Source organism: Variovorax sp. J31P207, assembly GCF_030316965.1.
Lineage (GTDB): Bacteria > Pseudomonadota > Gammaproteobacteria > Burkholderiales > Burkholderiaceae_C > Variovorax > Variovorax ginsengisoli_B.
Map to the genome: position 1 here is coordinate 1 of NZ_JASZYN010000016.1, position 26,106 is coordinate 26,106.

Annotated in this window: 24 protein-coding genes; 20 read left to right on the forward strand and 4 right to left on the reverse strand. The window is 63.3% G+C overall.

Translation table 11 applies throughout. The features are described from left to right. Together QTI68_RS33835 and QTI68_RS33840 are read right to left on the reverse strand one after the other, a co-directional pair. On the reverse strand, positions 1-879 hold an 879-nt coding region (locus tag QTI68_RS33835), incomplete at its 3' end, for a UxaA family hydrolase (protein ID WP_286528182.1). Then, positions 791-1,441, reverse strand: a complete 651-nt coding sequence (locus QTI68_RS33840; RefSeq protein WP_286528184.1) for a UxaA family hydrolase — start codon at positions 1,439-1,441, stop codon at positions 791-793. The genes QTI68_RS33840 and QTI68_RS33835, both read right to left, overlap by 89 nt. Positions 1,442-1,570: 129 nt before the next feature. Between QTI68_RS33840 and QTI68_RS33845 the strand changes: the two genes are divergently transcribed. Beyond that, a complete protein-coding gene (locus QTI68_RS33845) occupies positions 1,571-2,455 on the forward strand; it encodes a LysR family transcriptional regulator (protein WP_286528186.1) in 885 nt (294 codons plus the stop codon). Positions 2,456-2,583: 128 nt separating this feature from the next. On the opposite strand, the gene pdxR is transcribed toward QTI68_RS33845, so the two are convergent. Next, positions 2,584-4,074 (reverse strand): MocR-like pyridoxine biosynthesis transcription factor PdxR, encoded by a 1,491-nt coding sequence (gene pdxR / locus QTI68_RS33850; RefSeq protein ID WP_286528188.1) that lies wholly within the window; start codon positions 4,072-4,074, stop codon positions 2,584-2,586. A gap of 123 nt (positions 4,075-4,197) precedes the next feature. Here pdxR and gabT point away from each other — a divergent pair, with 123 nt between their 5' ends. From gabT to azu, 6 genes are all read left to right on the forward strand, one after another. Continuing rightward, positions 4,198-5,466, forward strand: a complete 1,269-nt coding sequence (gabT, locus tag QTI68_RS33855; RefSeq protein ID WP_286528190.1) for a 4-aminobutyrate--2-oxoglutarate transaminase — start codon at positions 4,198-4,200, stop codon at positions 5,464-5,466. Continuing rightward, positions 5,463-6,986 (forward strand): NAD-dependent succinate-semialdehyde dehydrogenase, encoded by a 1,524-nt coding sequence (locus QTI68_RS33860; RefSeq protein WP_286528192.1) that lies wholly within the window; start codon positions 5,463-5,465, stop codon positions 6,984-6,986. Before gabT ends, QTI68_RS33860 begins: the two co-directional genes overlap by 4 nt. Positions 6,987-7,607: 621 nt before the next feature. Continuing rightward, positions 7,608-9,203: a flavin monoamine oxidase family protein gene (locus QTI68_RS33865; protein ID WP_286528193.1), complete on the forward strand. Its 1,596-nt coding sequence runs from the start codon at positions 7,608-7,610 to the stop codon at positions 9,201-9,203. A gap of 22 nt (positions 9,204-9,225) precedes the next feature. Then, entirely contained in the window at positions 9,226-9,696 is a 471-nt protein-coding gene (locus tag QTI68_RS33870; RefSeq protein WP_286528195.1) for a c-type cytochrome, read from the forward strand. Between the two features lie 88 nt (positions 9,697-9,784). Further along, positions 9,785-10,321, forward strand: a complete 537-nt coding sequence (locus QTI68_RS33875; protein ID WP_286528197.1) for a RidA family protein — start codon at positions 9,785-9,787, stop codon at positions 10,319-10,321. 8 nt (positions 10,322-10,329) lie between these two features. Then, positions 10,330-10,800 carry an azurin gene (gene azu, locus QTI68_RS33880; protein WP_286528199.1) on the forward strand — a complete coding sequence of 157 codons (471 nt, stop codon included), beginning with the start codon at positions 10,330-10,332 and terminating at the stop codon, positions 10,798-10,800. Positions 10,801-10,992: 192 nt separating this feature from the next. Here the strand turns inward: azu and cuyB are convergent, their stop codons facing one another. After that, the gene (cuyB, locus tag QTI68_RS33885) at positions 10,993-11,781 is read right to left on the reverse strand and encodes a cysteate racemase (RefSeq protein ID WP_286528201.1); all 789 of its coding nucleotides are present in this window, start codon (positions 11,779-11,781) and stop codon (positions 10,993-10,995) included. Between the two features lie 254 nt (positions 11,782-12,035). Between cuyB and QTI68_RS33890 the strand changes: the two genes are divergently transcribed. From QTI68_RS33890 to QTI68_RS33950, 13 genes are all read left to right on the forward strand, one after another. Continuing rightward, a complete protein-coding gene (locus QTI68_RS33890) occupies positions 12,036-12,944 on the forward strand; it encodes a LysR family transcriptional regulator (protein WP_286528203.1) in 909 nt (302 codons plus the stop codon). A 276-nt stretch (positions 12,945-13,220) separates the two neighbouring features. Then, complete coding sequence (locus QTI68_RS33895) at positions 13,221-14,156, forward strand: ABC transporter permease (RefSeq protein WP_286528205.1); 936 nt, start codon at positions 13,221-13,223, stop codon at positions 14,154-14,156. Continuing rightward, positions 14,153-15,067: an ABC transporter permease gene (locus QTI68_RS33900; RefSeq protein ID WP_286528206.1), complete on the forward strand. Its 915-nt coding sequence runs from the start codon at positions 14,153-14,155 to the stop codon at positions 15,065-15,067. The genes QTI68_RS33895 and QTI68_RS33900 overlap by 4 nt, the downstream gene beginning before the upstream one ends. 35 nt (positions 15,068-15,102) lie before the next feature. Beyond that, positions 15,103-16,674: an ABC transporter substrate-binding protein gene (locus tag QTI68_RS33905; RefSeq protein WP_286528208.1), complete on the forward strand. Its 1,572-nt coding sequence runs from the start codon at positions 15,103-15,105 to the stop codon at positions 16,672-16,674. A gap of 23 nt (positions 16,675-16,697) precedes the next feature. After that, entirely contained in the window at positions 16,698-18,158 is a 1,461-nt protein-coding gene (locus QTI68_RS33910) for an amidohydrolase family protein (RefSeq protein WP_286528213.1), read from the forward strand. Next, positions 18,155-19,933: an ABC transporter ATP-binding protein gene (locus QTI68_RS33915; protein WP_286528215.1), complete on the forward strand. Its 1,779-nt coding sequence runs from the start codon at positions 18,155-18,157 to the stop codon at positions 19,931-19,933. The genes QTI68_RS33910 and QTI68_RS33915 overlap by 4 nt, the downstream gene beginning before the upstream one ends. A 281-nt stretch (positions 19,934-20,214) precedes the next feature. After that, entirely contained in the window at positions 20,215-20,862 is a 648-nt protein-coding gene (locus QTI68_RS33920; protein ID WP_503011788.1) for a flavin reductase family protein, read from the forward strand. Then, positions 20,859-21,794, forward strand: coding sequence for an N-carbamoyl-D-amino-acid hydrolase (locus QTI68_RS33925; RefSeq protein WP_286528217.1), 936 nt, complete (start codon positions 20,859-20,861; stop codon positions 21,792-21,794). The genes QTI68_RS33920 and QTI68_RS33925 overlap by 4 nt, the downstream gene beginning before the upstream one ends. Positions 21,795-21,813: 19 nt before the next feature. Next, on the forward strand, positions 21,814-23,310 hold the full coding sequence (hydA, locus tag QTI68_RS33930) for a dihydropyrimidinase (protein ID WP_286528219.1): 1,497 nt from the start codon (positions 21,814-21,816) through the stop codon (positions 23,308-23,310). Continuing rightward, positions 23,310-23,960, forward strand: a complete 651-nt coding sequence (locus tag QTI68_RS33935) for an aspartate/glutamate racemase family protein (RefSeq protein ID WP_286528221.1) — start codon at positions 23,310-23,312, stop codon at positions 23,958-23,960. The genes hydA and QTI68_RS33935 overlap by 1 nt, the downstream gene beginning before the upstream one ends. A gap of 28 nt (positions 23,961-23,988) precedes the next feature. Next, complete coding sequence (lhpI, locus tag QTI68_RS33940) at positions 23,989-24,936, forward strand: bifunctional Delta(1)-pyrroline-2-carboxylate/Delta(1)-piperideine-2-carboxylate reductase (RefSeq protein WP_286528223.1); 948 nt, start codon at positions 23,989-23,991, stop codon at positions 24,934-24,936. Positions 24,937-24,982: 46 nt separating this feature from the next. Next, positions 24,983-25,339 carry a RidA family protein gene (locus QTI68_RS33945; protein WP_286528224.1) on the forward strand — a complete coding sequence of 119 codons (357 nt, stop codon included), beginning with the start codon at positions 24,983-24,985 and terminating at the stop codon, positions 25,337-25,339. A gap of 37 nt (positions 25,340-25,376) precedes the next feature. Further along, positions 25,377-26,063, forward strand: coding sequence for a DUF1028 domain-containing protein (locus QTI68_RS33950; RefSeq protein ID WP_286528226.1), 687 nt, complete (start codon positions 25,377-25,379; stop codon positions 26,061-26,063). Positions 26,064-26,106 lie beyond the last annotated feature (43 nt).

Below are 26,106 nucleotides of genomic sequence, written 5' to 3' on the forward strand. Positions count from 1 at the left end.
GGGGGCCCCGGGGGTGGGGGGGGGTTGTCTCTCTTCGCCCGCAACAACCCCCCCCGGCCCCCGACAGTCCATGTCGTCCGCCATCCGTTCGAACATGGCAGTGTTGGTGGCCAGCTTGATGGACGGGACAGGCTTGGAACCGAAGACGCTGCCACGGCCCGTCGTGAAAGCGACGAGGTTGCAGCCGCCAGCGATCTGCCCTGTGACTTGGACCGGGTCGTAGCCCGGCGCATCCATGAAGACGAAGCCTTTTTCGGTGACAGGCTCCGCGTACTCCACCACCTGGCGCAGATTGGTGTTGCCCGCCTTTGCCATGGCGCCCAAGGACTTTTCCAGGATGGTGGTCAGGCCTCCCGCCTTGTTCCCGGGCGAAGGATTGGCATTGAGTGAGACGTTCTCGCGCTTCGCGTACGCATCCCACCACTGCATGCGTTGGACAAGCTTCTCGCCGATGTCTCGCCGTTCTGCGCGACGTGTCAGCAAGTGCTCCGCACCATAGGTTTCGGGCGTCTCGGAGAGCACGATCGTGCCGCCGTTCTGCACGATCAGGTCGCTGGCGGCGCCAAGGGCGGGGTTGGCTGAAATGCCCGAGTACCCGTCCGACCCTCCGCAGATCAGCGCGACCTTGAGCTCAGAAGCTGGCATCGGCTCACGCTGCACGCCATTGGCCTCTGAAAGCGCCGCCTTCACTTCCTCGAGCAGCCGCTGCGCAGCCTTGTGGCTGCCGCCGAGCTGCTGGATCGTGAAGCCTTGCACGCGACCGGAGAGGCCTGCGGTGTTCAAGAAGCCGTCAACCTGATTCACCTCGCAGCCCAGGCCGATAACGAACACCTTCGAAAAATTGGGGTGGCGGGCGTAGCCCTCCAGCGTGCGGCGCAAGATCGTCAGCGGCTCTCCGGAACTCATGCCGCAACCCGTCTTGTGAGTCAAATGCCAGGACGCCATCGACATTGGGGTATTCGGCGAGCGGGTCATGGTCGGTCAGCGGGTTGCGCTCGAAGGCTCGTGCGACGAGATTCGCAACGTGTGCGCTGCAGTTGACAGTGGTCAGGATCCCGATGAAGTTTCGAGTGCCCACCCCTCTGTCGGCTCGGCGGATGCCCATGAAGGTTGCCGGCTGATCCACGTACTTCGTGATCACCGTCTCCTCGCTGAAGGCGTAGTCCTTCGCGAAGTCGCCCACGGTGATGTTGTGCTCGTGCACGTGCTCGCCAGCGACGATGGCCCTGGAGGAGAAACCGATGATCTGGCCGTAGCGCCGCACTTCGGCGCCCAGGGCGTGATCACGTGTGGCGACCTTGTGCCCGGCGGCGATCGGCTGCCGCGTGGTGACGCCTGCCACCACCGCCGCGCCTTCCGGGAGCGCCACGCGTGCAATGGCGACGCTGTCATCCGGGTGCAAGAAGATGAGGGGCGCAGGGCTGCTGCTTTGATGGCTCATGGTGGGGTCCTGTCAACGTGGCGGCCGGACTGGAGCCCGGCTCGATGGAACGGACTGTACGAAGCCCTCTGATTCAAGTCCAATCCATCTTAGGTATCCAGTAATTCAATACTTGTTAGATCAAATCCCATGCTCCAGATCTCTCAACTCCGATGCTTCGTAGCGGTGGCTTCGGAGCTTCACTTCGCGCGCGCGGCGGCCTCGCTTCACATGACTCAGCCTCCGCTCACCCGCCAGATCCAGCTGTTGGAGCACGAGATCGGTGTTTCGCTTCTCGACCGCAATCGCCGACATGTACGCCTGACGCCTGCGGGAAAGACGTTCTTCAAGGAAGCGCAGGACATCCTTCGACGAGTGCAATCGGCCACCCTGTCCGCGCGCCGAACGGTCGAAGGAACGGTCGGTCAGGTGCGCGCGGGGTTCATTCCCGCTGCCAGCTACAGCCTGCTGCCGCGCCTGGTCGGTGCCGCCGGACGGGCCTTGCCCGGGGTCGATCTTTCGGTGATGGAGATGCAGACCTTCGATCAGTTGGAAGCCCTGAGCGCGGGGCGGCTCGATCTTGGAATCGTCCGCCCGCTGTACCACCGACCGGACCTACAAGTCGCTTGTGTTCTTCGCGAGCCATTCGTGCTGGCAGTGCCACAGGCACATCCCCTTGCAAGGGCGCGGAAGTTCAGCGTGAAGGATCTCAACGGACAGGCGACCATCATGTATTCGCCCGCCGACGGTCAATACATGTACCAGGTGCTGACCGGTTGGCTGCGAGGCAATTCGGTTCAGCCCGACTTCGTTCACTCCATCGGCCATACCCACTCGATGCTGTCGCTTGTCGACGCGGGCCTTGGCATTGCGCTGGTTCCCCACTCTGCGCAGCGGATGCGCTTTGCGAAGATTCGCTTTCGTGAGCTACCGCCAGACACGGCACCCTTCGCGGAGTTGCACTTGGCATGGCGGAGCGAGACGGCGAATCCTGCAGCTGACCAGTTGCGTGAGCTGCTGCTGAAGGGATCCTGAAAAGATGAGTCGGACCCCCGACAATTGCACACCCGGGGCTACCTATGCCCAGCTGGCTCCCTGATCGAGGGCGAGGTTCTCGTACGGCGTGATGGCATTTTGGACCGAGTCGAATGGAGCGCGGTCAACTACTCGGTCGCGGAGGTTTTGGAACCTAACAAGGCGTGAAACGCACTCTCGATTCGTGTCTCTTCCACGCAGGCGTATCCGAGGAGTAGGCCCGGTCGACTGTCGCCGAAGCGGTAATAGCGCGACAGCGGCCTCGAGAGAACGCCTCGCGCCTCGGCGGCGCGCGCGATCGCAACATCGTTGCTGCCTTCGGGTAACCGCATGACCAGATGCAGACCGGCGTTGCTAGCTGATGAATGCAGGTAGTCAGGGCCGAGATGTTCTTGGATGAGTCCGGCCAGAGCCGCGCGCCGGCGCCCATACAGCATCCGCATACGACGGATGTGCGCGGCATAGTGGCCTTGCGCGATCAGCTCTGCCAGTGCCACCTGCGTAATCGCGTGGCCTTCGCGGTACAGGTCTGCATGCGCGGTCCGGAAGTGCTTGGCCAGCGAGCGCGGCAGGACCATGTAGCCCACACGCAAGCCCGGGAACAGGGTCTTGCTGAAGGTACCGATGTAGATCACCGGGCTGTCGTCTTCCAACCCTTGCATCGATGGAATGGGGCGGCCGGCGAAACGGAATTCGCTATCGTAGTCGTCCTCGACGATCCAGCACCCGCTTTCGCGCGCCAGTCCTATCAGCTCGCGCCTGCGCGCCAGGCTCATCACCGAGCCCAGCGGGTATTGGTGCGAGGGCGTAACGAAGATTAACCGTGGGGCGGCGCTGCCGCGCGGCCAGCCCGCCCGCGGGCCGTCACTGTCGACGTCTACGCGCAGAGGCCGGACGCGCCAGGCGCCCATGTTCAGCACCTTGTGGAAACCCCAGTAGCCCGGCTCCTCCACCCAAACCGTGTCACGCGGATCGGCCAGCATGCGTAGCGTGAGGTCGATGGCCTGGTGCACGCCCTCGGTGATCAGCACTTGGTCGGCATCGCAGCGCACCGCGCGTGCCACGCGCAGGTGGTCCGCGATCGCCGTGCGCAGGTCAGCATGGCCACCACCGTGCGAATAGGTCAGCAATTCGGGCGTTGGTTCGCGCCACAGACGCCCGAGGATTCGGCCGAACAGCCGGTGCGGGAACTGGGTCACGTCCGGCACCCCCGGCATGAACGCGCCCCACTGGCGTGGCGCGGCCGATGCGTCGTCAACCAGCGCCCTCGCGCGCCGGGCCAGGTGGACTGCCTCGTGCGGCTTTGGAGGCGCACTGGTGTTGCGGGCCTGGCCCACGGCCAAGTGGGCTTCAGGCGCGGTTTCGGCGACGAAAGTGCCGCTGCCCACTTGCGAGTGCACATAACCCTCGGCACGCAACTGCTCGTAAGCATGCAGCACGGTGTTGCGCGACAGTGAGATCTCGCGCGCCAAGTCGCGCGACGATGGCAGCGCGCTCGAGGGCGTCAGGCTGCCGTCGAGGATGGCGTTGCGCAGGCATTCGTAGAGCTGGCGGTTCAGCGCTGCGCCGGCGTCGGGCGCGAGCCGCTGCAGAACCAAGTCGGCACAGATGGATTTCATAGTAAATCTTTGAATGGCTCCATCGAAATTGAAGGAACTGGATCTTGTGAATGGAGCCAATGCCGCATTGAATCAGAACTTCCGATCCACTTCCAGTGCGCAGCCCGCGCCCTTCTTCGTGCTATGACTACCAATTCCGAACTCCAGATCCGCCGCGTTGCGGCCACTCCGCGCGGCGTGAGCGTGATGTGTAGCTTCTATGCCCAGCGAGCCGAGAACGCGAGCCTCTGGGACGTTGAGAGGCGCGAGTACATCGACTTTGCCGCCGGCATCGCCGTGCTCAACACCGGCCATCGGCACCCGAAGGTGATGGCGGCAATCGAGGCGCAGGCCAAGCTGTTCACGCACACCGCGTACCAGATCATTCCATACGAAAGCGCGGTGACGCTGGCCGAGCGCCTCAATGCGCTGGTGCCGATCTCGGGCCCGGTCAAGACGGCCTTCTTCACCACCGGTGCCGAGGCGCTGGAGAACGCGGTGAAGATCGCGCGCGTCCACACCGGCCGCGCGGGCGTGATCGCCTTCGGCGGCGCCTTCCACGGCCGCACACTGTTGGCGCTGGCGATGACCGGCAAGGTCGCGCCCTACAAGAGCGGCTTCGGCCCGTTCCCGGCCGATGTGTTCCATGCCCCATTCCCTAGCGAGACGCAGGGCGTGAGCGTCGCCGATTCGCTGGCCGGAATCGAGAAGTTGTTCAAGACCGACATCGATCCGAAGCGCGTGGCCGCGATCGTGATTGAGCCGGTGCAGGGAGAAGGCGGCTTCAACGCGACGCCGACCGAGCTGTTGCGCGGCCTGCGCCGCATCTGCGACGAGCATGCCATCGTGCTCATAGCAGATGAAGTGCAGACCGGCTTCGCGCGCACCGGCCGGATGTTTGCGATGGAGCACCACGACGTCGAGCCGGACCTGATCACCATGGCCAAGAGCCTGGCCGGCGGCATGCCGCTATCGGCCGTATCCGGCCGGGCCGCCATCATGGATGCGCCGGCGCCGGGCGGCCTGGGCGGCACCTATGCTGCCAACCCGCTGGCCGTAGCCGCTTCGCATGCGGTGCTGGACGCGATCGCCGACGAGCAGCTGTGTCAGCGTGCCGCCGCACTTGGTGAGAGGCTGGTGCAGCGCCTGCGCAAGGCACAGGTGACGAACAAGGCGCTAGCCGATGTGCGGGGACTTGGCTCAATGGTCGCGGTCGAACTGCGCGACCCGGCCACCGGCGCGCCCGACGCGCAGGCGGTTCAGCGCATTCAGGCCAAGGCGCTGGAGCAAGGTCTGCTGCTGTTGAGCTGCGGGTTGTACGGCAACGTGATCCGTTTCCTGTATCCGCTGACCATCCCCGACGCGCTGTTCGACCGCGCGCTGGGCATCCTTGACGAGGTGCTGGCAGCATGAGCCCCGCACGGCCGTCCGAAGGTGCTCGCACAGCGTCTGAAGGCAAAGATATTTCGAAGAACGACAGCGCCCTGGGCCTGCGGCGCCCCGACCTCCTGCAGTCTGCCTGCCTGATCGACGGTGCCTGGGTGGCAGCCGACGATGGCGCCACCTTCGCCGTCGACGACCCGGCCAGCGGCCGCTGCCTGGCCATGGTGCCGCGTGTGGGCCGCGCCGAGACCGAGCGCGCGATAACTGGTGCCGCGGCTGCGCTGCCAGCTTGGCGTGCGCGGAGCGCACCCGAGCGCGCCAGGATCCTGCGACGCTGGGCCGAGTTGATGCTGGCCCACCAGGAGGACCTTGCCCGTCTGATGACGCTGGAGCAGGGCAAGCCGCTGGCCGAGGCGCGCGGTGAGATCGCCTACGCGGCCTCGTTCCTGGAATGGTTTGCGGAGGAGGCCAAGCGCATCGACGGCGAGGTGCTTCAGCCGCAACGCGCTGGCCAGCGCATCCTGGTGATCAAGCAGGCCATCGGTGTGTGCGCCGCAATCACGCCCTGGAACTTCCCGGCGGCGATGATCACGCGCAAGGTGGGGCCGGCCTTGGCCGCTGGTTGCACCATCGTGGTCAAGCCGGCTGAGCTGACCCCGCTGAGCGCCTTCGCGCTGGGCGTGCTGGCTCTCGAGGCAGGTGTTCCATCCGGCGTGCTGCAGATCCTGACCGGCGACGCACCGGCGATCGGCTCCACGCTGTGCGAGAGCCCAGTGGTGCGGAAGCTCAGCTTCACCGGCTCCACTGGCGTCGGTCGGCTGCTGGCGCAGCAATGCGCGCCGACCATCAAGAAGCTGTCGCTCGAGCTCGGCGGCAATGCGCCGCTGATCGTGTTCGACGATGCCGACCCGGCGCGCGCGGTCGAGGGCATCATCGCCTCCAAGTTCCGCAACTCCGGACAGACCTGCGTATGCGCCAACCGCATCTACGTGCAGGCCGGCATCTACGACACGATTGCGGCGCGGCTGACGGAGGCGGTGTCCGCGATGCGCGTGGGAAATGGCCTGGAGACCGGCGTCGCGCAGGGGCCGCTGATCGACGCGCGTGCGGTCGCCAAAGTGCGCCAGCACATCGACGACGCGCTCTCGCAGGGCGCGCAGGTGCGTGCCGGCGGCCGGGAGCATGCGCTTGGCGGCACCTTCTTCGAGCCCACCGTGCTGACCGGCGTCACCCATTCAATGCGGGTCGCGCGCGAGGAGACCTTCGGTCCGTTGGCGCCCTTATTTCGATTCGAGACCGAGGATGAAGCGATCGCTATGGCCAACGATTCGGAGTTCGGCCTCGCCGCCTATCTGTTCACCGAGGACCGACGCCGCGTGTGGCGCGTCGGCGAGCAGCTCGAGGCCGGTATGGTCGGCATCAACACTGGACTGATCTCCAACGAGGTGGCGCCCTTCGGTGGCGTCAAGCAGTCGGGTTTGGGGCGCGAGGGCTCACGCCACGGCATCGAAGAGTACCTGGAACTCAAATACCTCTGCCTGCAGGATTGAGCGAGACGCAAGGGCTGTGGTCCTTGCGCATTGCCGAAGCGTGCTTGTTGCGGCCTAGGTCGAAGATGGCTGTTAAAAAAGCGCGCCGTGAAGCACGCTTCGTGAACGTAGCGCAGACTCAATGCACCGCTCGTTTGGCTGCATTGGACGGCGAGGGCCTATTGCCGAGTGGCATTTCTGCGGGTTAACCCGCGCCAAAACGGCCCCCGACGGCCAGGGTGTTAACACAGGGTCAAGACCAACGAAAACATCCTGACTGGACCACCTGTCACACCGTCGGAATAATTCCTTCACCCCAACGGCGCTCCGTTTCGGAGCCACGACGCAGGTGAAGTCAATCATGATTTGGCGAGGCAATTTGGATTTTGAAGCGGCTGCTTCCCAGGCTGCTGACTTCGCTGCCTGTGCTGGTTGGCTTGGTGCTAGGGGACTTCATCCTGATTCAGATCGCGTCGGGCGATCCAGCCTACGGTTGTCGGAGGCGCCAGCGCCACCCCGGTGGATTGCCACTCATCCGCCAGCAGGTGCGTCTTGACAAGCCCCTTCTGTATGGCTCGCTCTGGCCAGTCTCAATCGACATCCCAACAAATTCCCTCGGCTCTTTTCAAACTCGAATCAGCTATGCCAATAGAAACCAATGAACTAACGCGGCGCGATTTGCTCACGATGATTGGCAAAGCAGCCGGCGGTGCGGCCATGTACCAAGCCATGAGTTCCCTGGGCCACGCGGCCGAGTCCAGCTATCACGGACCGGTGCAGCTAGCCAAGGCCAAGCCTGGTTCCTCAGTCATCATCTTGGGCGCGGGTTTGGCAGGCATGGTGGCCGCCGTCGAACTGCGCAATGCCGGCTACAAGGTCGAGGTGCTGGAGTTTCAGTCCCGCGCTGGAGGCCGCTGCTGGACGCTGCGCGGCGGCGACCGGTTTACTGAATTGGACGGCACCGCGCAGACCGTCGGCTTCGCCAAAGGCAACTACTTCAATCCCGGTCCATGGCGCGTGCCCTATCACCACCATGCGATGCTGGACTACTACCGGCGCTATGGCATCAAGCTGGAAGCGTTCAACCAGGTCAACTACAACGCGTACGTTCATCACAGCAAGGCCTTCGGCGGCAAGCCGCAACGCTTTCGCCATGTGCAGGCCGACGTGCGCGGAAATGTGGCGGAATTGCTCGCAAAGGCGGCCAATCAGGGTGCCCTGGACACCGCCGTCACGAAGGAGGACAAGGAGAAACTTCTCGCCAGCCTGAAGTCGTGGGGTGTGCTGGATAAGGACTACCGCTACGTGGCGAGCACCGCCGTCAGCGACTACCGCGGATACGAGAATGACCCCGCAGGGGGACTGATGGCGCTGGCCAAGCCCTCGCAGCCCATCGGCCTGCATGAGCTGCTGCAGTCGAATCTGTGGGGCCAGATCGGCGCCGGAAACGTCTACGAGTTTCACAGCACCATCTTCCAGCCTGAAGGCGGCATGGATATGCTGGCGCAGGCCATGGCGCGCGATCTTGGGCAGGCCATCCGCTACAACGCCAAGGTGACCAAGATCGAGCAGGGCGACCGGTCGGTCACGGTGCACTACAACGATGCTCAGAAGCCTGGCGCCACCCGCCGTGCCAGCGCGGACTGGTGCGTGTGCACAATCCCGGCCTCGATCCTCGCCCAACTCGACATTCAGGTGGGCGACTCGATGCGCGCTGCCATCGATAGCTTGCCTTACGGCAGCTCGATGAAGGTGGGCCTGGAGTTCAAGCGACGTTTCTGGGAAGAGGACGAGCGCATCTATGGCGGCATCAGCTACACCGATTTGCCGATCCAGCAGATTTCCTACCCGTCCACTGGCTACATGGGCAAGGGGCCGGCCGTGCTTCTTGGCGCCTACAACTTCGAGAATACCAATTCATACCGCTTCTCGTCGCTCACGCCCAACGAGCGCATCCGCCTGGTGCTCGAGTATGGCAGCCAGCTGCATCCCCAATTCAAGGCCGAGTTCCTGAATGGCGTCTCCGTAGCTTGGCACCGAATGGGGTGGATTCTTGGCTGCTACGGCAAGTGGACAGACGAGCTGCGCGGTCAGCACTACAAGAATTTGGCCCAGGTCGATGGCCGCATCGTGCTGGCGGGCGAGCACGTCTCATATATCCCAGCTTGGCAGGAGGGTGCCGTGCTCTCCTCGCTCGACGCAATACAGCGTCTCAGCGCAAAGGCCATGAGCCTCTAATCCCGATCCCAGACCGCATCTTATGTACTCCACGACTATCAAACGATCGCTGGCCGTCGGCCTGCTAGCTGCCGCAATGGCGGGTCTGCCTGTACTCGCCGCGCCGCCGGCCACTGGCACCGCTGCCGACGTGATGGCTCTGAGTGAAGCCACGGTGTCGGGGCTCAAGGCCAACTTCTCCGACAGTCGCCTGATCCTGACTCAACGGGACGGTGCGAACATTTATCAAGCGGTGTGCCAAGGCTGCCACATGCCTCAGGCCCATGGCGCCAAGGGCGTGGGCTTCTACCCGGCGTTGGCCAGCAACCCGAAGCTTGCCGCGGGCGCCTATCCAATCGGCGTAGTTATGAACGGCCTGCACGGCATGCCCGGATTCGCAAGCCGGCTGAGCAATGAGCAGGTGGCCGAAGTTGTCAACTATGTGCGCGAGCATTTCGGGAACCAATTCACCGACAAGATCCGGCCGGAAGACGTGCAGATCTTCCGCAAGTGACCGTACCGCGGCCAGCCCTTGGGACCGCGCTGAGCCCTGAAGGCTTGACCACCCCATCCTTTTTGATCCCGACTTTACGAAGGCATCCATGTTCCAGCGTTTCCCCTTTTTAGTTTGCGGCCTGCTGGCCGCCCTGGCGCTGGGCGCCTGTACTGCTACCGGCACCACAAGCGGGCCGTTGATCCGCTACAAGCTGCCCAACTCCACCTTTCCAATCGCCAACGCCGTGGAGATCCCCCCTGGCGCCAGCACGATCTACCTGTCCGGTAAGGTGCCACCCGTCGTCGACAGCACCAAGCCCGCAACGGACCGCGAGGCCTATGGCGGCGACACCGAAGGTCAGACTGTCGCCGTGCTGAAATCCGTCGAGGTGCAGCTGAAGTCCATGAACCTCGCCATGTCCGATGTGGTCAAGATGCAAGTGTTCCTGGTCAAAGACCCGGCAAAGGGCGGCAAGATGGATTTCGCAGGCTTCATGAAGGGTTACACCCGATTCTTTGGGACGGCCGACCAGCCCAACCTGCCGGCGCGCTCCGCCTTTGAGATCGCCGCCCTGGCCAACCCTGCCTACCTCGTGGAGATCGAGGTGATCGCCGTGCGCGGCGCGAAGTCTGTTACCCAGTAGAACCCTCTATGAAGACCCCTTCTCGCGTCTTTTTCGCCCTGGTAGCGACCGCTGCGGGTTTGTTCGCTGCACCGGACGCGATGGCGGCCGACTGCACGGCTGTCGTCGAAAGCAATGACGCTATGCAGTTCAACGTGAGGGCACTTGCGGTGCCCAAAGCTTGCCAAGTCTTCGCGGTCACTCTCAAGCACGTAGGCAAACTTCCCAAAGCTGCCATGGGGCACAACTTGGTGATTACCAAGGCGGTTGACATGGGCGCCACGGCCACGGACGGCATCGTTGCCGGGGTCACCAACGACTACGTCAAGCCACAGGATGCCCGCGTCATCGCGCACTCCAAGCTGATCGGCGGCGGTGAGACGACCACAGTAGAGATTGCCGTCGCCAAGCTTGCGGCCGGGACCGACTACGTCTTTTTCTGTTCGTTCCCGGGGCACTCCGCAATCATGAAAGGGACCTTGGCGCTGAAAGGCAGTTGATCGAAGTCCGTCGAAGCCGGCGGGTGCCACCTTGCGCACGTGCGCGTCGTCCAGCCAGGCGTCGACCGCTTGGGCGTTCGGTCGTTGCGAGGCCGTCCACGCCGTCCCAGATTTGCCCACGGCAAGGTTGAGTCAAGCAGTTGATCAGTTGAAAGACCTTCGCCAAGCCATCGCTCACCCGGGCTCGAGGAGCTATGGGGCGATGCGTTCGTGTCGGTCGTCGTCGAGAAGACGAAGGCTCGGACGAAAGACGCTCAGCACTTGCTTGGCCAGCGCGTCGATGGAGTCGGTCAGCACGACGCCATCGAACTCGGCGCGGCGCTCGTGGGGAACTGCCAGAGGCAGTTCGGTGCAGCCCAGGACGATAGCGCGTGCGCCGGCAGCGAGAAGTTTGCGGATGCTGCGCGAGACCGCGGTGAATGCGGCAGGCATCTCATTAGCCTTGACGAGCGCGATGGCGTCCACGCAGTCTTGGAAGTCGTCGTCCTCGAGAACAAGTACGGGATGGCCGGCCTTCTTCAACGCGTTCTGGTACAGGCCGCACGCAAGCGTGGCCGGCGTCCCCAGGACGCCGACGGACAGCCCTCGCATGCCCTGTCGCTGCAGATCTTGGACGACCGCATCGACGATGTGGAACAGTGGGACCTTGCTAGCTTCACGTAGCTGCTTGAACCACAGGTGTGCAGTGTTGCAGGGGATCGCGATGCAGTCGGCGCCTGCGACTTGCAAGGCTGCAATTCCTTCCAGCATCGCAGGCAGCGGGTCCGCGCCGCCGGCCATCAGCGCTGCCGAGCGGTCCGGAATCCGCGGGTCGTTGCGCAACGCCAGCGGGATATGTTCTTGGTCGCACCCAGCGGGCGTGAGCTGAACGAGGCGCAACGCGAACTGCGCGCCTGCCATCGGTCCCATGCCGCCCAGAACGCCCAGACACCGCGGTGTGTCGGGTATTTGGCGGATGGTTGCAGGGCGGGTCTGAAGCATGATCCTCTTGCTTGTGGCTGTTGACTTCGGCCGCGGCGAAATCGCTTGTGGCAGGTGCGGGATGGTGCAACAGGTTCGGGCAGGAATCGATTGATATAACGTGCGCAGCTCTTAACCTGCTCACCGGCACCAAATGGGCGCACTGCGTCTTATACGGGTTGGTCTCCAGGGGCACGCGCCATGCTGGAGGCTAGGATGCCAAGCCGGTCGGGTAAGCCTTCGCCAAGCCACCGGCCCCGACGATCTCGAATTGAATGAACCTACGTCAGATTGAAGTTTTTAAGGCCGTGATGAGCACGGGTTCAGTGAGCGACGCATCGCGTCTGCTTCACGTTTCCGTGCCGGCGGTCAGCCGTGTGTTGTCCCATACGGAAACCCAGTTGGGCTTTCCGCTTTTTGAGCGCATCAAGGGGAGACTGCACCCGACGCCTGAGGCGCGTCTGCTGTTCGCTGAAGTGGAACTGGTCTACAGAGGTGTGCAACGCGTTGAACGTCTGACCCAGGAGATCGCCGAGCGCCGCCGAGGCCTGCTGAGCGTCGTCGCCAGTCCAAGCATCGGGCAGATGATCGTGCCTCAGGCGCTCAGCCATTTCCGGGTGAATCATCCCACCGTGCGGGTCAAATTTGAATGCCTCAGCTATGAACTCCTGAAAGACAGCCTGTTGCACAAGCAGGTCGATGTGGGCATCGCCATCCTGCCGGTGGACCATCCAAACCTGCGTACGATTCCGGTCGCCATCAGCCAAGTTGTCTGCGTCTGCTTGCCTGGTCATCCGCTGGCCGAGCTTGCGATGGTGGGACCGCGCGACCTGCTGGACCAGCGCCTCATCCACTACCCGTCGCACACGCCCTTCGGCATCAAGATCGCTCAGTGGTTCGAGAAGGCCGGTATCTCGCCTGACGTGTTGATGCAGGTAGGCTCACCGCAGAATGCCTGTCCCTCCGTGTTGGCCGGAAACGGCGTGGCGCTTGTCGACGAATTCTCGCTGTCGGGCACACCGAAGGGTGCGCTGGTCAGTATCCCGGTGCGAGACATCGAGCCAATCGTGGCCGACTTGGTCTATCTTCGGACAACACCGCTTACGCCGCTTGCGGAGGGCTTCATCCGCAGCTTGCGAAGCGTGCTGTTGCAGCGCAATCTGGCCGTCAAAAACGCTCCCTGACCGCCACGCTTTGGCCGCAGTGTAAATCCGATGCTGCACCGCACAATTGAATGCATGTTGTGCCAACGGTGCATTTACTTGGTGCACGTCCCCGGGTTAACCCGCACTAAATCGAATCCTGTCCGAGGGGTTGTTAACACAGGGTCAAGACCAACGAAAACATCCTGACTGGACCGGCTGTCACACCGCCGGAACAATCGCTTCACCCCCCAAGACGCTCCCACTTCGGAGCAAGAACGCAGGTGAAGACATGGTGAGTTTGACAAGGATGTTCGGATGTTGAAGCAGCTGCTATTGCGGCTGCTTACGTCGTTTCCCGTGGTGGTCGCGGTGGTGCTCGTGGGCTTCATCTTGATCCAGATCGCGCCCGCTGATCCGGCCGCTGTGGTCGGCGGCGCCAGTGCCACGCCCGAAGACCTGGCCGCGATCCGTGAGCAGATGGGCTTGGACAAACCCGTGCTTTACCAGCTTGGCCTGTACGTCTGGCGGCTGCTGCACCTGGATCTGGGCCGCTCGATGATCTCCGGGCAGCTCGTCTCGGACGAAATTGTCGGCGTGATCGGTGCCACGGTCGAACTCATGATTGCCAGTGTCATCTGGGCCGTTCCGCTGGCGATCTTCCTCGGCACGGTGGCAGCTTACCGCCGCGGCAAGCTCATCGATCGTTTGGTGATGGTGCTGTCGGTTATGGGAGTATCGCTGCCGGTCTTCTGGGTCGGCATGCTGTTGATCCAGTACATCGGCGGCGCCGGTATCCTGCCGTATCTCGGACGCTCGGGGCCGCTGTGGACGCTGGACGGATTCCTGTCCGTCTTGCTCCCCGCCATCACGCTGGGCTCCGTGCTGATCGGCCCGGTCGCGCGCATCACGCGCACGGCCGTGATCGAAACGCTGGGCTCCGACTACGTGCGCACTGCGCGTGCGAAGGGCGCACCCGAATCCGTCATCCTGCTGCGTCACGCTTTACGTAATGCGCTGCTACCCATCGTCACTCTAGTTGGCCTGCAGGTGGGCAACCTGCTGGGCGGCGCGGTCGTCACAGAGCAAATCTTTTCCTGGCCGGGCCTAGGTCGCATGGCAGTTGGCGCCATCTTCTCAAGCGACTATCCACTGGCCCAAGGCGCGATCCTCGTGACCGCGCTGGGCTTCATCGTGATCAATCTGCTGGTGGACACCCTGTATGCCTACCTGGACCCGCGAGGCGGCAAATGAGCAGCGCAGTGCAACCCTCCGATGTCCCCAGGGTCCCCGTGGTGGCACCGGCTGCCAATCCGTCGAACAACGGCTTTCTCGCGCGCGTGCGCCGTGACAAGTTGCTCATGCTCTGGCTCCTGGTCGCCACGCTGATCTTTCTGGCGGCGGCGCTGGCGCCTTGGCTGGCGCCGCACGATCCTTACGCCACACGAATGATCAACGCGCGCAAGCCGCCGGGGTGGATGTCACCCGATGGGGTGACCTTTTGGCTGGGCACCGATGTGCAGGGGCGCGACCTCCTGTCGCGCGTGCTGTACGGGCTGCGCGCCACGCTGGTAATCGGCTTCGTCAGCGTCTTTGTGGGCTCAGGAATAGGGGCGTTGCTGGGCATCCTGGCCGCCTACTACACACGTGCGACGTCGTTCATCATGCGACTTGCTGACGTGCTGCTTTCCTTCCCGGCGATCCTTTTCGGGCTAAGTCTGTCGGCCCTGATGGGGCCGGGTCTGGGTAGCCTCCTAATCGCGCTGAGCTTGGCCGCCGTGCCTGGCATGGTCCGCGTCGCGCGTTCGGCCGCGATGGTCGTGATCAAACAGGACTACATGGAAGCGGGCCGTTCGATCGGGTTCTCCGACCGCTACCTGATCACGCGCTACGTACTTCCTAACTGCGCCTCAATGCTGCTGATCTACGCCACCTTGCAGTTGGGCCACACCATCTTGCTGGCGGCTTTGCTTTCCTTCCTGGGCCTAGGACCGCTGCCGCCGTTCGCCGAACTCGGAAGCATGGCGGCCGATGGACGCAAGTATCTGGAGATATTTCCCCACATATCCACTGTGCCGACCCTCGTCATCTTCGGCGTCGTGCTCATCGTCAACCTGCTAGGTGACAGCCTCCGCGACGCATTCGACCTGCGCATTCAGGGCTGATGCCCTGCCACCTCTATCTTCCCCGAAGGATCGTCATGCTGAGCTTACGAACATTGCTTCCTTGCCTGCTGGTGGGTATCGCCGGCGCCACGGCGTCGGTCCACGCGCAGCAACCCAAGACTGTGACTATCCTGCGCGAGCTGGAGACCGACCGCTACGACCCGCACCGTACGACGGCCCGCGGCGCAGCAGAGGTCCTCTTCATGGCCGGCGACACGCTCATGGCATTGGACTACGACCTCAAGACACCGGTGCCGAGTCTTGCCAAGAGCTACGCAGTTTCCGCGGACGGTCTGACCTACACCTTCAAGCTGCGCGAGGGCGTATCGTTTTGCAGCGGCAAGAAGCTGACGGCCCAGGACGTGGTTAGCAGCTACAAGCGCTGGATGGATCCCCAGACGAAGGCGCTGGACCGCTGGCGGGCCGGCCAAGTGGACTCCATCACTGCGCCTGATCCGCTCACCGTGGTCTACAAGCTCAAGCGACCCTATGGCGACTTGCTGCGGCAAATGGCAACGCACGGGCACACCATCATCAACACCGAACAAGCTACGGCGATGGGCGCCGACTACGGCGTCAAGGGCTTTGATGGCACTGGGCCATACTGCTTCCAAAGCTGGACGCCGCGAAACGAAGTGGTGCTGACGCGTCACGAGGGCTACAACTGGGGCCCTTCAATTTACGCCGACCCGAAGCCCAAGGTCGATCGCATCGTCTGGAAGATCGTGCCTGAGGAAACCACACGACTGACCGCATTGCAGACCGGGCAGGCTGAACTCACGCGCTATCTGCCGTACTACGCCCTTTCCGAGTTGCAAAAGAGCAAGAGTGTCTCGCTGAGCAAGGCCTCCGCGTACAACTGGACCTTCTTCATCGGCTTCAAAGTCGACAAGGACCTCGTCGCGGACGAGAAGGTGCGCCAAGCCATCAACCTGGCTGTGGACCGCAAGACGCTGACTGAAGTCATCACCTTCCGCTCAGCGAGGTCTGCGACCAGCATGCTCGCCACGGACACACCCACACCGGGCAAGACGCCGTTCCGCTTTGATCCCAAGCGCGCAGAACAGTTGCTGGACGAGGCCGGCTGGGTCAAGGGGTCCGATGGAATCCGCACCAAGAACGGCGTTCGTCTGTCGCCGCTGCTCTATGGCATCTCGGGCTATTGGAAGGACATCCTGGAAGCAGTGCAGGGTGACCTGCGTCGCGTCGGCATCGACCTGCGCGTTCAGTTGTTCGACTCTACCGTGGCCTGGGGGAAGCTGGCCACGCAGGAGTTCGACATGTTCAGCATGGGCTACGGTTACGCCTCGACCGGCGAAGGCCTATCCCTCTACTTCATTTCCACCAACGTGCCGACACCGAACCGCATGAACTGGAAGGACCCAGAAACCGACCAATGGCTGGCTGCCGGCGATGCGGAGTTGGATGCGAAGAAGGCGGACGCCGAGTACGGCCAGGCGCTTGGCAAGCTCTCCAATGCAGCAGTATGGCTGCCGCTTTTCCACGATTCCATGTTCCTCGCGGCGAGCAGCAAGCTCAAGCCCGTGCGTGCCCATGGTCTGGAGGGAACCGCGGTCTACAAGGGACTGGACATCGAATGGCGCTGAGTCGCAAGCCTGTTGAGACAACGATGAGCGCGCACATCCTTCACATCAAGGGCCTCGACGTGATCGTGGGCTTCGACGCGGCCTCCCGCGAGCATGTATATCGCCATGGCCAGGACTTGGTCGTCCAAGGGGACCGTTTGCTTCAGGTCGGGGGCGCGTACGAGGGTCACGCTGACGAGATCGTCAGCGGTGCGGGCCTGATGGCAATGCCGGGCTTGATCAACATGCACGCGCACCCCTCGTCCGAGCCTGGTAACCGAGGGCTGTTGGAAGAGCTGGGCAGCCGCAAGCTGGGCCAGAGTTCGCTCTACGAGTACATGCCGATCTTCCGCGTCGGCATCGAGTTTGCGCCCTACACGACGCAGGTGGCTGTTAGCGAGATGCTAAAGAGCGGCGTGACCACCTACGTCGACATGTCGCTGCCACGTGAGGGCTGGATCGAGAACGTTGCAGCCACCGGCATCCGCGCTGTGCTGGGCCCCATGTACCGTTCAGCCGTTTGGCAGACTCGCAATGGCCACTCAGTCGAGTACACCTGGAACGAAGAAGCCGGTCGCAAGTCCTTCGAGGCTGCACTGGACATCGCTCGACGTGCCAAATCCCACGACAGCGGCCGACTCAGCGCGATGCTGTGTCCCTCGCAGATCGACACTTGCTCCGAAGAACTGCTGAAAGACAGCCGGCAAGCCGCCCTTGAGCAAGGAATGCGCCTTCAGATTCATGCGGCACAGAGCGCGGTGGAGTTCGCTGAGATGACGCGCCGGCACGGGCGAACACCGATCGAGTGGCTTAGCGACATCGGCTTGCTCGATGAGCACCTAGTCATCGGCCACGGCATCTTCTTGAACGACCATCCCTCGATCTTCTGGCCGCAGGCCGATGACTTCGGCCTGCTGGCGCGCTCCGGCGCGTCCGTAGCGCACTGTCCGACGGTGTTCGCGCGCCGTGGAATCGCATTCAACTACTATGGGCGCTACCGCGCAGCAGGCATCCGTATCGGCATCGGCACCGACACCTTCCCGCACAACTTGCTCGATGAGATGCGCACCGCGATGTACGCTTCGCGTATCGTCGCCCGCGACTACACCGCGGCGCCGACTGCGGACGTGTTTGATTCCGTCACGCTGACGGCGGCCAGTATGCTTGGCCGCGATGACATCGGCCGACTTCAGGCTGGCTGCCGGGCCGACTTCTCGCTCGTGGATTTGCGTCACCCCTACATGCGGCCCGCGCGCGAGCCGCTGCGCAGCTTGCTCTATTCGGCGAGTGACCGAGCCATCCGCGACGTATACGTCGGTGGCAAGCAGGTGGTCCGCCAAGGCGAGGTCCTGACCATCGATGTCGAGAAGGCCTGCGGCGAAGTCGAACGCGGGCAGTTGGTGACGCTCGCCAATGCACCCGGCAACGATTACGCGGGGCGAACGATCGAGCAACTTTCGCCTATGGTGTTGCGGACGGTTGCAACCGGCGGAGACGGACGGTGAGCACCGTGGGGACTCCACTGCAGCCCGTGCTGGACGTGCGCGATCTCCAGGTCACCTTCGGTAAGCGGCAGAGCCCGACGCTAGCCGTCAAGGGCGTTGGCTTCGCCATCGGCCGCGGAGAGACCGTGGCCCTCGTCGGTGAATCGGGCTCGGGCAAGTCTGTCACGGCATTCTCTATCCTGGGCCTGATCGCGCACGCGGGCGGAAAAATCTGTTCGGGTCAGATCCTGTTCTCCAGCGATGGCGGAGGAGCCAACGATCTGCGGCATATGGACGAAGCCGCGTTGCGGCGCATCCGTGGCCAGCAGATTTCCATGATCTTTCAGGAACCCATGACCTCGCTGAACCCGGTCATGACAGTCGGCGACCAAATCGCTGAGGTCTACCTGCTGCACGAGAAGATCGGCCGCGCTGAGGCTCTGATCCGCGCCCAGCACATGCTCGACGCCGTCCGCATGCCCGAGTCCGCCCGACGGATGCGCCAATACCCCGGCGAGTTGTCCGGCGGCATGCGCCAACGCGTGGTAATCGCTATGGCCATGGCCTGCAAACCGGCTCTGCTGATCGCCGACGAGCCCACCACCGCGCTGGACGTGACGGTGCAGGCGGAGATCCTTAGCCTTATCAAGGACATGCAAAAAGAGACTGGCATGTCGGTTCTGTTTATCACGCACGACATGGGCGTGGTCGCTGAAATTGCCGACAGGGTCGTCGTCATGCGTCACGGACTCGTCGTCGAGGAGGCGCCGTGCCAAACGCTCTTTGCAGCACCACAGCAGGACTACACGCGCGCCCTGCTCAAAGCGGTTCCGCGCTTAGGCGATGGTTCGCCGGAACCGCTGGCGCAGCGAGGCGCGCCCGTCATGGAAGTCCGCGGAATCAGCAAGCTGTTTCCCGTTAAGTCCGGCTTCTGGGGAAGGGCCAAGGCCAACGTGCACGCCGTCGAGGGCGTTTCCTTCGACCTCATGCCGGGTGAGACGCTAGCGCTGGTGGGCGAATCGGGATCAGGCAAGTCGACCACGGGCCGCCTGATCAGCAAGCTGTTGGATGTCAGCGAAGGCTCCATCCGCGTGCAGGGCACAGAGTTGACGAAGCTGCCAGCCGACGTCATGCGCCCACACCGCCGTGACATTCAAATGATCTTCCAGGACCCGTACGCGTCGCTCAACCCGCGCCTGCAAGCCTGGGACCTGGTCAGCGAACCGCTCAAGATCCACGGAGGACTGCCCGAAGCCGAACGGCGCGCGCGTGCGGCGGACTTGTTGGAGAAAGTTGGCTTGGACAGGACCTTTCTGGAGCGCTATGCCCATCAGTTCTCGGGTGGCCAGCGCCAGCGCCTGTGCATTGCCCGAGCACTGAGCGTCAAACCAAAGATCATCGTGGCCGATGAGCCCGTCTCCGCGCTGGACGTGTCGGTGCAGGACAAGGTGGTACGCCTGCTTCAAGACCTCCAGCGGGCCGAAGGCCTAGCCTACCTCTTCATCTCGCATGACATGGCTGTCGTCGAGCGTATCAGTCATCGCGTGGCCGTGATGTACCTGGGCGAGATTGTTGAGATCGGCCCCTGCGCCCAGGTGTTGCACCGCCCCCACCACCCGTACACGCGCAAGCTGCTGTCGGCCGTGCCGGTGCCGGACCCAACCCGCCGCAAGGAACGCGCGGTTCGCACGGCTGCTGACATTCCTAGCGCAATCTTCAAGAGTGGTGGGCGGCCTACCTCTCGGCCGCTCGTGGAAGTCGGCGAAGGACACTTCGCTCGGGTCGAGACGACTTGAGGACGATGCCGAGTGACATACCCCCGGGCTTCATCCGACAACGAGTGAGAACACGATGACTTCATACAAGACTGTTGGCGAGAACGACGTCGCCACCCATCTGCGCTCCTACCAACCTTGCTGCGCTTCAGCAGACGATGGACAGTTTCGATTGGAGTTGAACCCGTGAGCCCTCCCACCATCGTTCCTCGTGACGTCTCGCCCGGCTACATCGACCCAGAATCCGCGGCATCAAGGAGCATCTTGTGAGCTCAGGTTTGCATCGCGACCATCCCGAAGTGGTGGACACCGACATCCCGGCACTATCGCCGCATGGGCGCTACAAGCTCATGGCCGCGCTGATCGTGCCGAGACCCATCGCACTTGTTACCACCCTCGGTGCCGAGGGTGTCGTCAACGCCGCGCCTTTCAGCCTGTTCAACATGGTCGGTGAAGAGCCGCCGCTCGTGATGTTCAGCATCAACAAGCAGGCGGACGGTGTGCTCAAGGACACCGTGCGCAACATCCAGCGCTCGCACGAGTTCGTCGTGCATATCGCCGACCAGGCGATGGCCCAGGCCTTGCACGACTGCGGTCATCCGTTCGGTCCTGAGACGAGCGAGTTGGACCAAACCGGCCTCAGCACACGGCCCTCGGCAAAGGTGCGTGTGCCATCCATTGCCGAAGCGCCGGTCGCCTTCGAATGCGTGTTGCACGACACGTTGGAGTCGGCCAGCCGCTACGTATTCTTCGGCCGTGTCATTTGGCTGCGGACGCGGCCTGGGCTGGTGGACCCGAGCAACCTGCGCGTCGACCTGGCACAGCACAGTCCGCCAGGCCGCATGGGCGCTGGCCTCTACGTGAAGACCGAAGATGTCTTCCCCCTCCATTCAACCTTCGCCGGCGAGTCCGGCGTCATCGAACGCAACGACAGGAGAACCTCAACATGAACAACCATCGATCGATCGGATTGGCGGTCGCGCAACTCGGCGCCGTCCACCTCGCGGACAGCCGCGCCAGCGTCGTGCGACGCCTGGTGGAGATGATGCGCGAAGCAAAGTCGCGCGGGGCTGACTTCGTGGTCTTTCCCGAGTTGGCGTTGACCACCTTCTTCCCGCGCTACTGGATTACCGAGGAAGAGGCGCATGAGCGCTACTTCGAAGCCACAATGCCCAGCGAAGAGACACGCCCCTTGTTCGATGCGGCACGCGAACTCGGCCTGGGTTTCTACCTCGGCTATGCGGAGCTCACCGAGGACAAGCGCGGCTTCAACACCTCGATCATCGTCAGCCCGCAGGGCGAGATCGTTGGCAAGTACCGGAAGATCCACCTGCCCGGCCACTCGGACCACAAAGTCGATGCACCGTTCCAACACCTAGAGAAGAAGTTCTTCGAGGTGGGCGACCTGGGCTTTCGCGTGTTCGACACCCAGTCGGTTCGCTTTGGCATGTGCCTGTGCAATGACCGCAGATGGCCCGAGACCTATCGCGTCATGGCGTTGCAGGGCGCCGAAGTTGTGGTGCTGGGCTACAACACGCCATCGGTAAACATCCACTGGAATGAGCCGGTACACCTGCGCACGTCAACTCATTTGATCTCGTTGCAAGCCAATGCCTACCAGAATGGCGTGTGGGTCGCCGCGTCGGCCAAGTGCGGCTCGGAAGACGGGCACCACATGATCGGTAGCTCCGCCATCGTCGCGCCCACGGGCGAGATCGTGGCGCGCACGGTCACCGAGGAGGACGAAGTGATAAGCACGCGCGCCGATCTCGATCTCGGTGCAATGTTCCGCGAACATGTCTTCAACTTTGCCAAGCACCGCCGCCCGGAACACTACAAGCTCATCACCGAACGCACCGGTGTGGGCGCACCCATCGCGTGACCGTTGGAGGAACACGAGAATGTCTGAAGAGCGTTTCGATCTGACCGTTCGCAACGGCCGTGTGGTTAGCGAGGGGCAGGTGTTGCTGGCGGACGTCGGAGTGCGCCAGGGAGTCATCGCCGCGATCGGCGAGGGATTGGTGCCGGGTGTGCGCGATGTCGATGCGCGTGGGCGTTGGGTTCTTCCTGGAGGTGTGGACAGCCACTGCCATATCGAACAGTTCTCGGGCATGGGCGTGATGGGCGCCGACGACTTCTATTCCGCCACGGTGTCGGCCGCGTTCGGGGGCACCACCACGGTGATCCCGTTCGCGGCGCAGCACCGGGGAATGAAGATTCCGGCGGTGCTGGAGGACTACGCGCGTCGCGCCCGGGAGAAAGCGGTCATCGACTACGGCTTCCACCTGATCCTGACCAATCCAGACGAGGACACGCTGTCCCGGGATCTGCCGCAAGCGATACATGACGGGATCACGTCGATCAAGGTCTACATGACCTACGACCGGATGAAGCTCGATGACCACCAGCTTCTGGATGTGCTCGCAATGGCCCAGCGAGAGGGTGCTCTGGTGATGGTGCATGCCGAGAACCACGACATGATCAAGTGGCTCGCGCAAAAACTCGTCGACAGTGGCCACACCAGGCCTAAATATCACGCGATCGCGCACGATCCGCTCGCAGAGACGGAAGCCACCAACCGTGCCATCGCTCTGGGGCGCTTGATCGACACGCCGATTCTGATCGTCCACGTGGCCGGCGGCGAGACCGTCGACCTGATTCGCCATGCGCGCACGCTGGGCGCCAAAGTGTTCGCGGAAAGCTGCCCGCAGTACCTGTTCCTCACAGCCGAGGACCTAGACCGGACCGGGCTGGAAGGAGCCAAGTTCTGTTGCTCTCCCCCGCCCCGGGATGGCGCCTCGCAAGAGGCGATCTGGCGCGGCTTCCAGGACGGCACGCTGGTGACCTATTCGTCGGACCACGCTCCCTATCGCTTCGACGAAACAGGGAAGCTGCCCAAGGGCGAAAAGACTACCTTCAAGGACATGGCCAATGGCGTGCCAGGCCTGGAACTGCGCGTTCCGCTGCTGTTCAGCGAAGGTTTCCTGAAGGGGCGGCTTGACATCCACCAGTTCGTCGAGTTGACCGCCACCAATCATGCGCGTATGTATGGCATCTTCCCGCGCAAGGGCGTGATCCGTGTTGGCTCGGACGCCGATCTGGCCATCTGGGATGAAGATCGAGAGACGGTTGTGCGGCACGAGATGCTGCACGACCAAGTAGGCTACACGCCTTACGAAGGCCGCTTGGTGCGCGGTTGGCCGACGGTGGTCGTGAGCCGGGGTCGGATCGTGGTCGAGGACGGCATGCTGCACGCCGCGCGCGGCACGGGCAAGTATCTCGCGCGTGGTACGCCGGATGTCAGCAGGAACGCACCGGCGCCTAGCGAGCGAATGCATGAGCGGCCGCAGGCCGGTTTCATTCAGTCGCTGCTTCGGCGCGACGCGAAGGCTGCTTGATGCTGCCGGTTCACGTCATCAATCCCAACAGCCTGGTACACGTGACGGCAAGCATTCAAGCGGCCGTTCTGGGAACGCGCGCGCTCGACCGCGATTGCGCCTTCGCCACGCTGCACGCCGGGCCAGCCGGTATTACCACCCAGGCACATGCCGACCTGGCAGCAACGCTGGTGGCGCAGTATGTCGCCGAGCATGCAGAGCAAGCCGCGGCGTTCGTGGTGGCCTGTTTCAGCGACCCTGGGGTGTTCGCGGCGCGTGAGGTCACACGTCGGCCCGTCATCGGCATTGGCCACGCCGGCCTGATGCATGCGTTGTCGCTGGGCCGCCGCGTCGGCGTCATCGCCATTGCGTCGTCGGCCGTGCCGCGGCATTGGCGCTACTGGCGGGCACTCCAGCTGGACACCCACGTTGTGCAAGAGCGCGCACTAGACCTGTCAGTAGGTCAGTCCGGAGACCCGGCCATCGCCCTGGAGAAGATGGTCCAAGTCGGACGGCAATTGGTGGTCGACGACGAGGCCGACGTGCTTGTGCTCGGTTGCGCCGGCATGGCCGCGCTGCGCAAGCCTCTGCAGGATGCGGTGGGTGTCCCGGTCGTCGATCCCTGTCAGGCCGCGGCCTTCGCCACGGCGGCACAACTCGGTGCTCTCTGAGTTGCCGTCGGCACCAAATAGGACAGGCATGCGGCACTACACGCAAGAACAGACGCGCCGGGCGCTCGATTTCGCCGTGCTCATCGACCGGCTCGACACGTGGTTCCGAGAAGACGTGAACGTGCCGCTTCGCCACACCCATCGCATCGCGTGCGGCACTGCGCATGGAACTTCACTGATCATGCCCGCATGGAGCGAGCGCGGTTACTACGGGCTCAAGGTCATCAACATCTTTGATGGCAACGCCGCCGTCGGTCGACCCGGGCTCCATGCGGTCTACACGCTGTTCGATGCACGGACGGGGGTGCCGCTCGCGACGCTCGACGGCGACGTCCTGACAGCCTGGCGCACCGCTGCCGCTTCGGCCTTGGGAGCCAGGTTCCTGGCCCCTGCCGATGCCAGCACATTGCTGGTCGTCGGCGCAGGCCGTATCGCACAATTGCTGCCGTCGGCCATAAAAGCGGTGCGGCCAATCGAGCGGGTCCTGGTCTGGGCGCGCGACGCGAGCAAGGCCAAGGCTCTGGCTGCACAGCTGCGCGATGGGGGCCATGGGGCCGAGGTCTGCCAAGACCTTGAAGCGGGGGTGCGACGCGCCGACATCGTGAGCGCCGCTACCCTTTCGTGCGAGCCCTTGATTCAGGGCGCCTGGCTCCAGCCGGGCTCGCACCTGGACCTGATCGGCTCCTTCAATCCACAGATGACCGAGGCCGATCCCAGTTGCTTCAATGATGCCGACGTTTATGTCGACACGACCGAGGCACCCACGAAGTCAGGTGACCTGCTCAATGCCCTTGCTGGTGGTGCGCTCCTGCAGGAAGACATCCTGGGTACTCTGGCCGCGCTGTGCCGGGCCGAATGCCCCGTTCCGCCGACCGATCCGCAGTCCCGCGTTCGGCGGACCGTCTTCAAGGCGGTTGGCTCCGCACTCGAAGACTTGGCAGCGGCCACGCTGGTGCACGAGTGCAGCCAGGCCTAGACACGTCCCAACACCTTTCTTTCTCAAAACGGAGTTTCAAGAGACCATGGTCATCCTACGCAGCCAAACCGGTCCGCGCATGTCGCAGGCGGTCACCTACAACGGCACGGTCTACTTGGCCGGACAGGTCGCTGAAGACATATCCCTGGATGCCGCCGGTCAGACACGTCAGGCACTGGCAAGCATCGACAGCCTTCTCAAGGCTGCCGGCAGTGATCGAACGAGACTCCTGAGCTCCCAGATCTTCCTGCGATCCATGGTGGACTTCGACGCAATGAACAAAGTCTGGGACGCTTGGATAGGAGAGGTGTCCGGGGATGCCCCGGCGCGCGCAACCGTTCAGGCGCAGTTGGCGGCCCCGGAGTACCTCGTCGAGATTGTCGTGGTAGCCGCACTGGCCTGATGCCTAGCAAACCCAAGTCAATCAAGGAGAGCATGCAATGACATTTTCAATTGGTGGGCTGTGCCGCGAGAGCGGGCAGTTCGGATTCGCACTGGTCACGTCCAGCATGGCGGTCGGAGGACGCGCTGGCTTGGCGGCGCCGGGTGCAGGCGTGGTGTTCTCACAGGCCCGATCGGACCCGCGGCTAGGCACGGTCGGCATCCAGTCGCTGGTGCGCGGCCGCTCTGCGCAGGAGGCGCTGACCGACATGGTCGAGGCGACACCACATGCCGCTTGGCGGCAGCTGGCCGTGATCGACACAGCCGGCAACGTGGCCTCGTTCACGGGTGAAAAGTGTGTGTCGGGCAAAGGAGCCGAACACGGTGAAGCCGCCGTCGCGGTCGGCAATGGACTGGTCAACGACGCCGTGCCAACTGCGATGATGCGTGGCTACGAGGCCGCGCGCGGTGAACTACTGGCCGAGCGACTGGTTCGTGGCCTTGAGGCGGGCGTAGCAGCTGGAGGAGAGTCCTTTCCGCTGCGTTCTGCCTACCTTCGCGTTGTGTACCCGAGCGTTCCATTTGCGCCTGTGGATCTACGCGTAGACCTGGCGGAAGACCCGATCGTCGAACTGCGCAAGCTTTGGGAAATGTGGCAGCCCATGGCCGATGCCTATGTGCAGCGAGCACTGGATCCTGACAATTCCCCATCCTCTTCAGCAATCGAAAATCACGCGGCTAGGTGACGCCGCCGCCCCCTTCCACGTCGGACAGGGGCGGGGGGCATCT

Excerpts from the sequence above, each read along its gene's own strand:
- gabT (WP_286528190.1), top strand. The coding sequence starts at position 4,198 with ATGACTACCAATTCCGAACTCCAGATCCGCCGCGTTGCGGCCACTCCG.
- QTI68_RS33875 (WP_286528197.1), top strand. The coding sequence starts at position 9,785 with ATGTTCCAGCGTTTCCCCTTTTTAGTTTGCGGCCTGCTGGCCGCCCTG.
- lhpI (WP_286528223.1), top strand. The coding sequence starts at position 23,989 with ATGCGGCACTACACGCAAGAACAGACGCGCCGGGCGCTCGATTTCGCC.
- QTI68_RS33900 (WP_286528206.1), top strand. The coding sequence starts at position 14,153 with ATGAGCAGCGCAGTGCAACCCTCCGATGTCCCCAGGGTCCCCGTGGTG.
- cuyB (WP_286528201.1), bottom strand. The coding sequence starts at position 11,781 with ATGCTTCAGACCCGCCCTGCAACCATCCGCCAAATACCCGACACACCG.
- azu (WP_286528199.1), top strand. The coding sequence starts at position 10,330 with ATGAAGACCCCTTCTCGCGTCTTTTTCGCCCTGGTAGCGACCGCTGCG.
- QTI68_RS33925 (WP_286528217.1), top strand. The coding sequence starts at position 20,859 with ATGAACAACCATCGATCGATCGGATTGGCGGTCGCGCAACTCGGCGCC.
- QTI68_RS33890 (WP_286528203.1), top strand. The coding sequence starts at position 12,036 with ATGAACCTACGTCAGATTGAAGTTTTTAAGGCCGTGATGAGCACGGGT.
- QTI68_RS33840 (WP_286528184.1), bottom strand. The coding sequence starts at position 1,441 with ATGAGCCATCAAAGCAGCAGCCCTGCGCCCCTCATCTTCTTGCACCCG.
- QTI68_RS33910 (WP_286528213.1), top strand. The coding sequence starts at position 16,698 with ATGAGCGCGCACATCCTTCACATCAAGGGCCTCGACGTGATCGTGGGC.
- QTI68_RS33870 (WP_286528195.1), top strand. The coding sequence starts at position 9,226 with ATGTACTCCACGACTATCAAACGATCGCTGGCCGTCGGCCTGCTAGCT.
- QTI68_RS33895 (WP_286528205.1), top strand. The coding sequence starts at position 13,221 with ATGTTGAAGCAGCTGCTATTGCGGCTGCTTACGTCGTTTCCCGTGGTG.
- QTI68_RS33950 (WP_286528226.1), top strand. The coding sequence starts at position 25,377 with ATGACATTTTCAATTGGTGGGCTGTGCCGCGAGAGCGGGCAGTTCGGA.
- hydA (WP_286528219.1), top strand. The coding sequence starts at position 21,814 with ATGTCTGAAGAGCGTTTCGATCTGACCGTTCGCAACGGCCGTGTGGTT.
- QTI68_RS33845 (WP_286528186.1), top strand. The coding sequence starts at position 1,571 with ATGCTCCAGATCTCTCAACTCCGATGCTTCGTAGCGGTGGCTTCGGAG.
- QTI68_RS33945 (WP_286528224.1), top strand. The coding sequence starts at position 24,983 with ATGGTCATCCTACGCAGCCAAACCGGTCCGCGCATGTCGCAGGCGGTC.
- QTI68_RS33860 (WP_286528192.1), top strand. The coding sequence starts at position 5,463 with ATGAGCCCCGCACGGCCGTCCGAAGGTGCTCGCACAGCGTCTGAAGGC.
- QTI68_RS33935 (WP_286528221.1), top strand. The coding sequence starts at position 23,310 with ATGCTGCCGGTTCACGTCATCAATCCCAACAGCCTGGTACACGTGACG.
- pdxR (WP_286528188.1), bottom strand. The coding sequence starts at position 4,074 with ATGAAATCCATCTGTGCCGACTTGGTTCTGCAGCGGCTCGCGCCCGAC.
- QTI68_RS33905 (WP_286528208.1), top strand. The coding sequence starts at position 15,103 with ATGCTGAGCTTACGAACATTGCTTCCTTGCCTGCTGGTGGGTATCGCC.
- QTI68_RS33865 (WP_286528193.1), top strand. The coding sequence starts at position 7,608 with ATGCCAATAGAAACCAATGAACTAACGCGGCGCGATTTGCTCACGATG.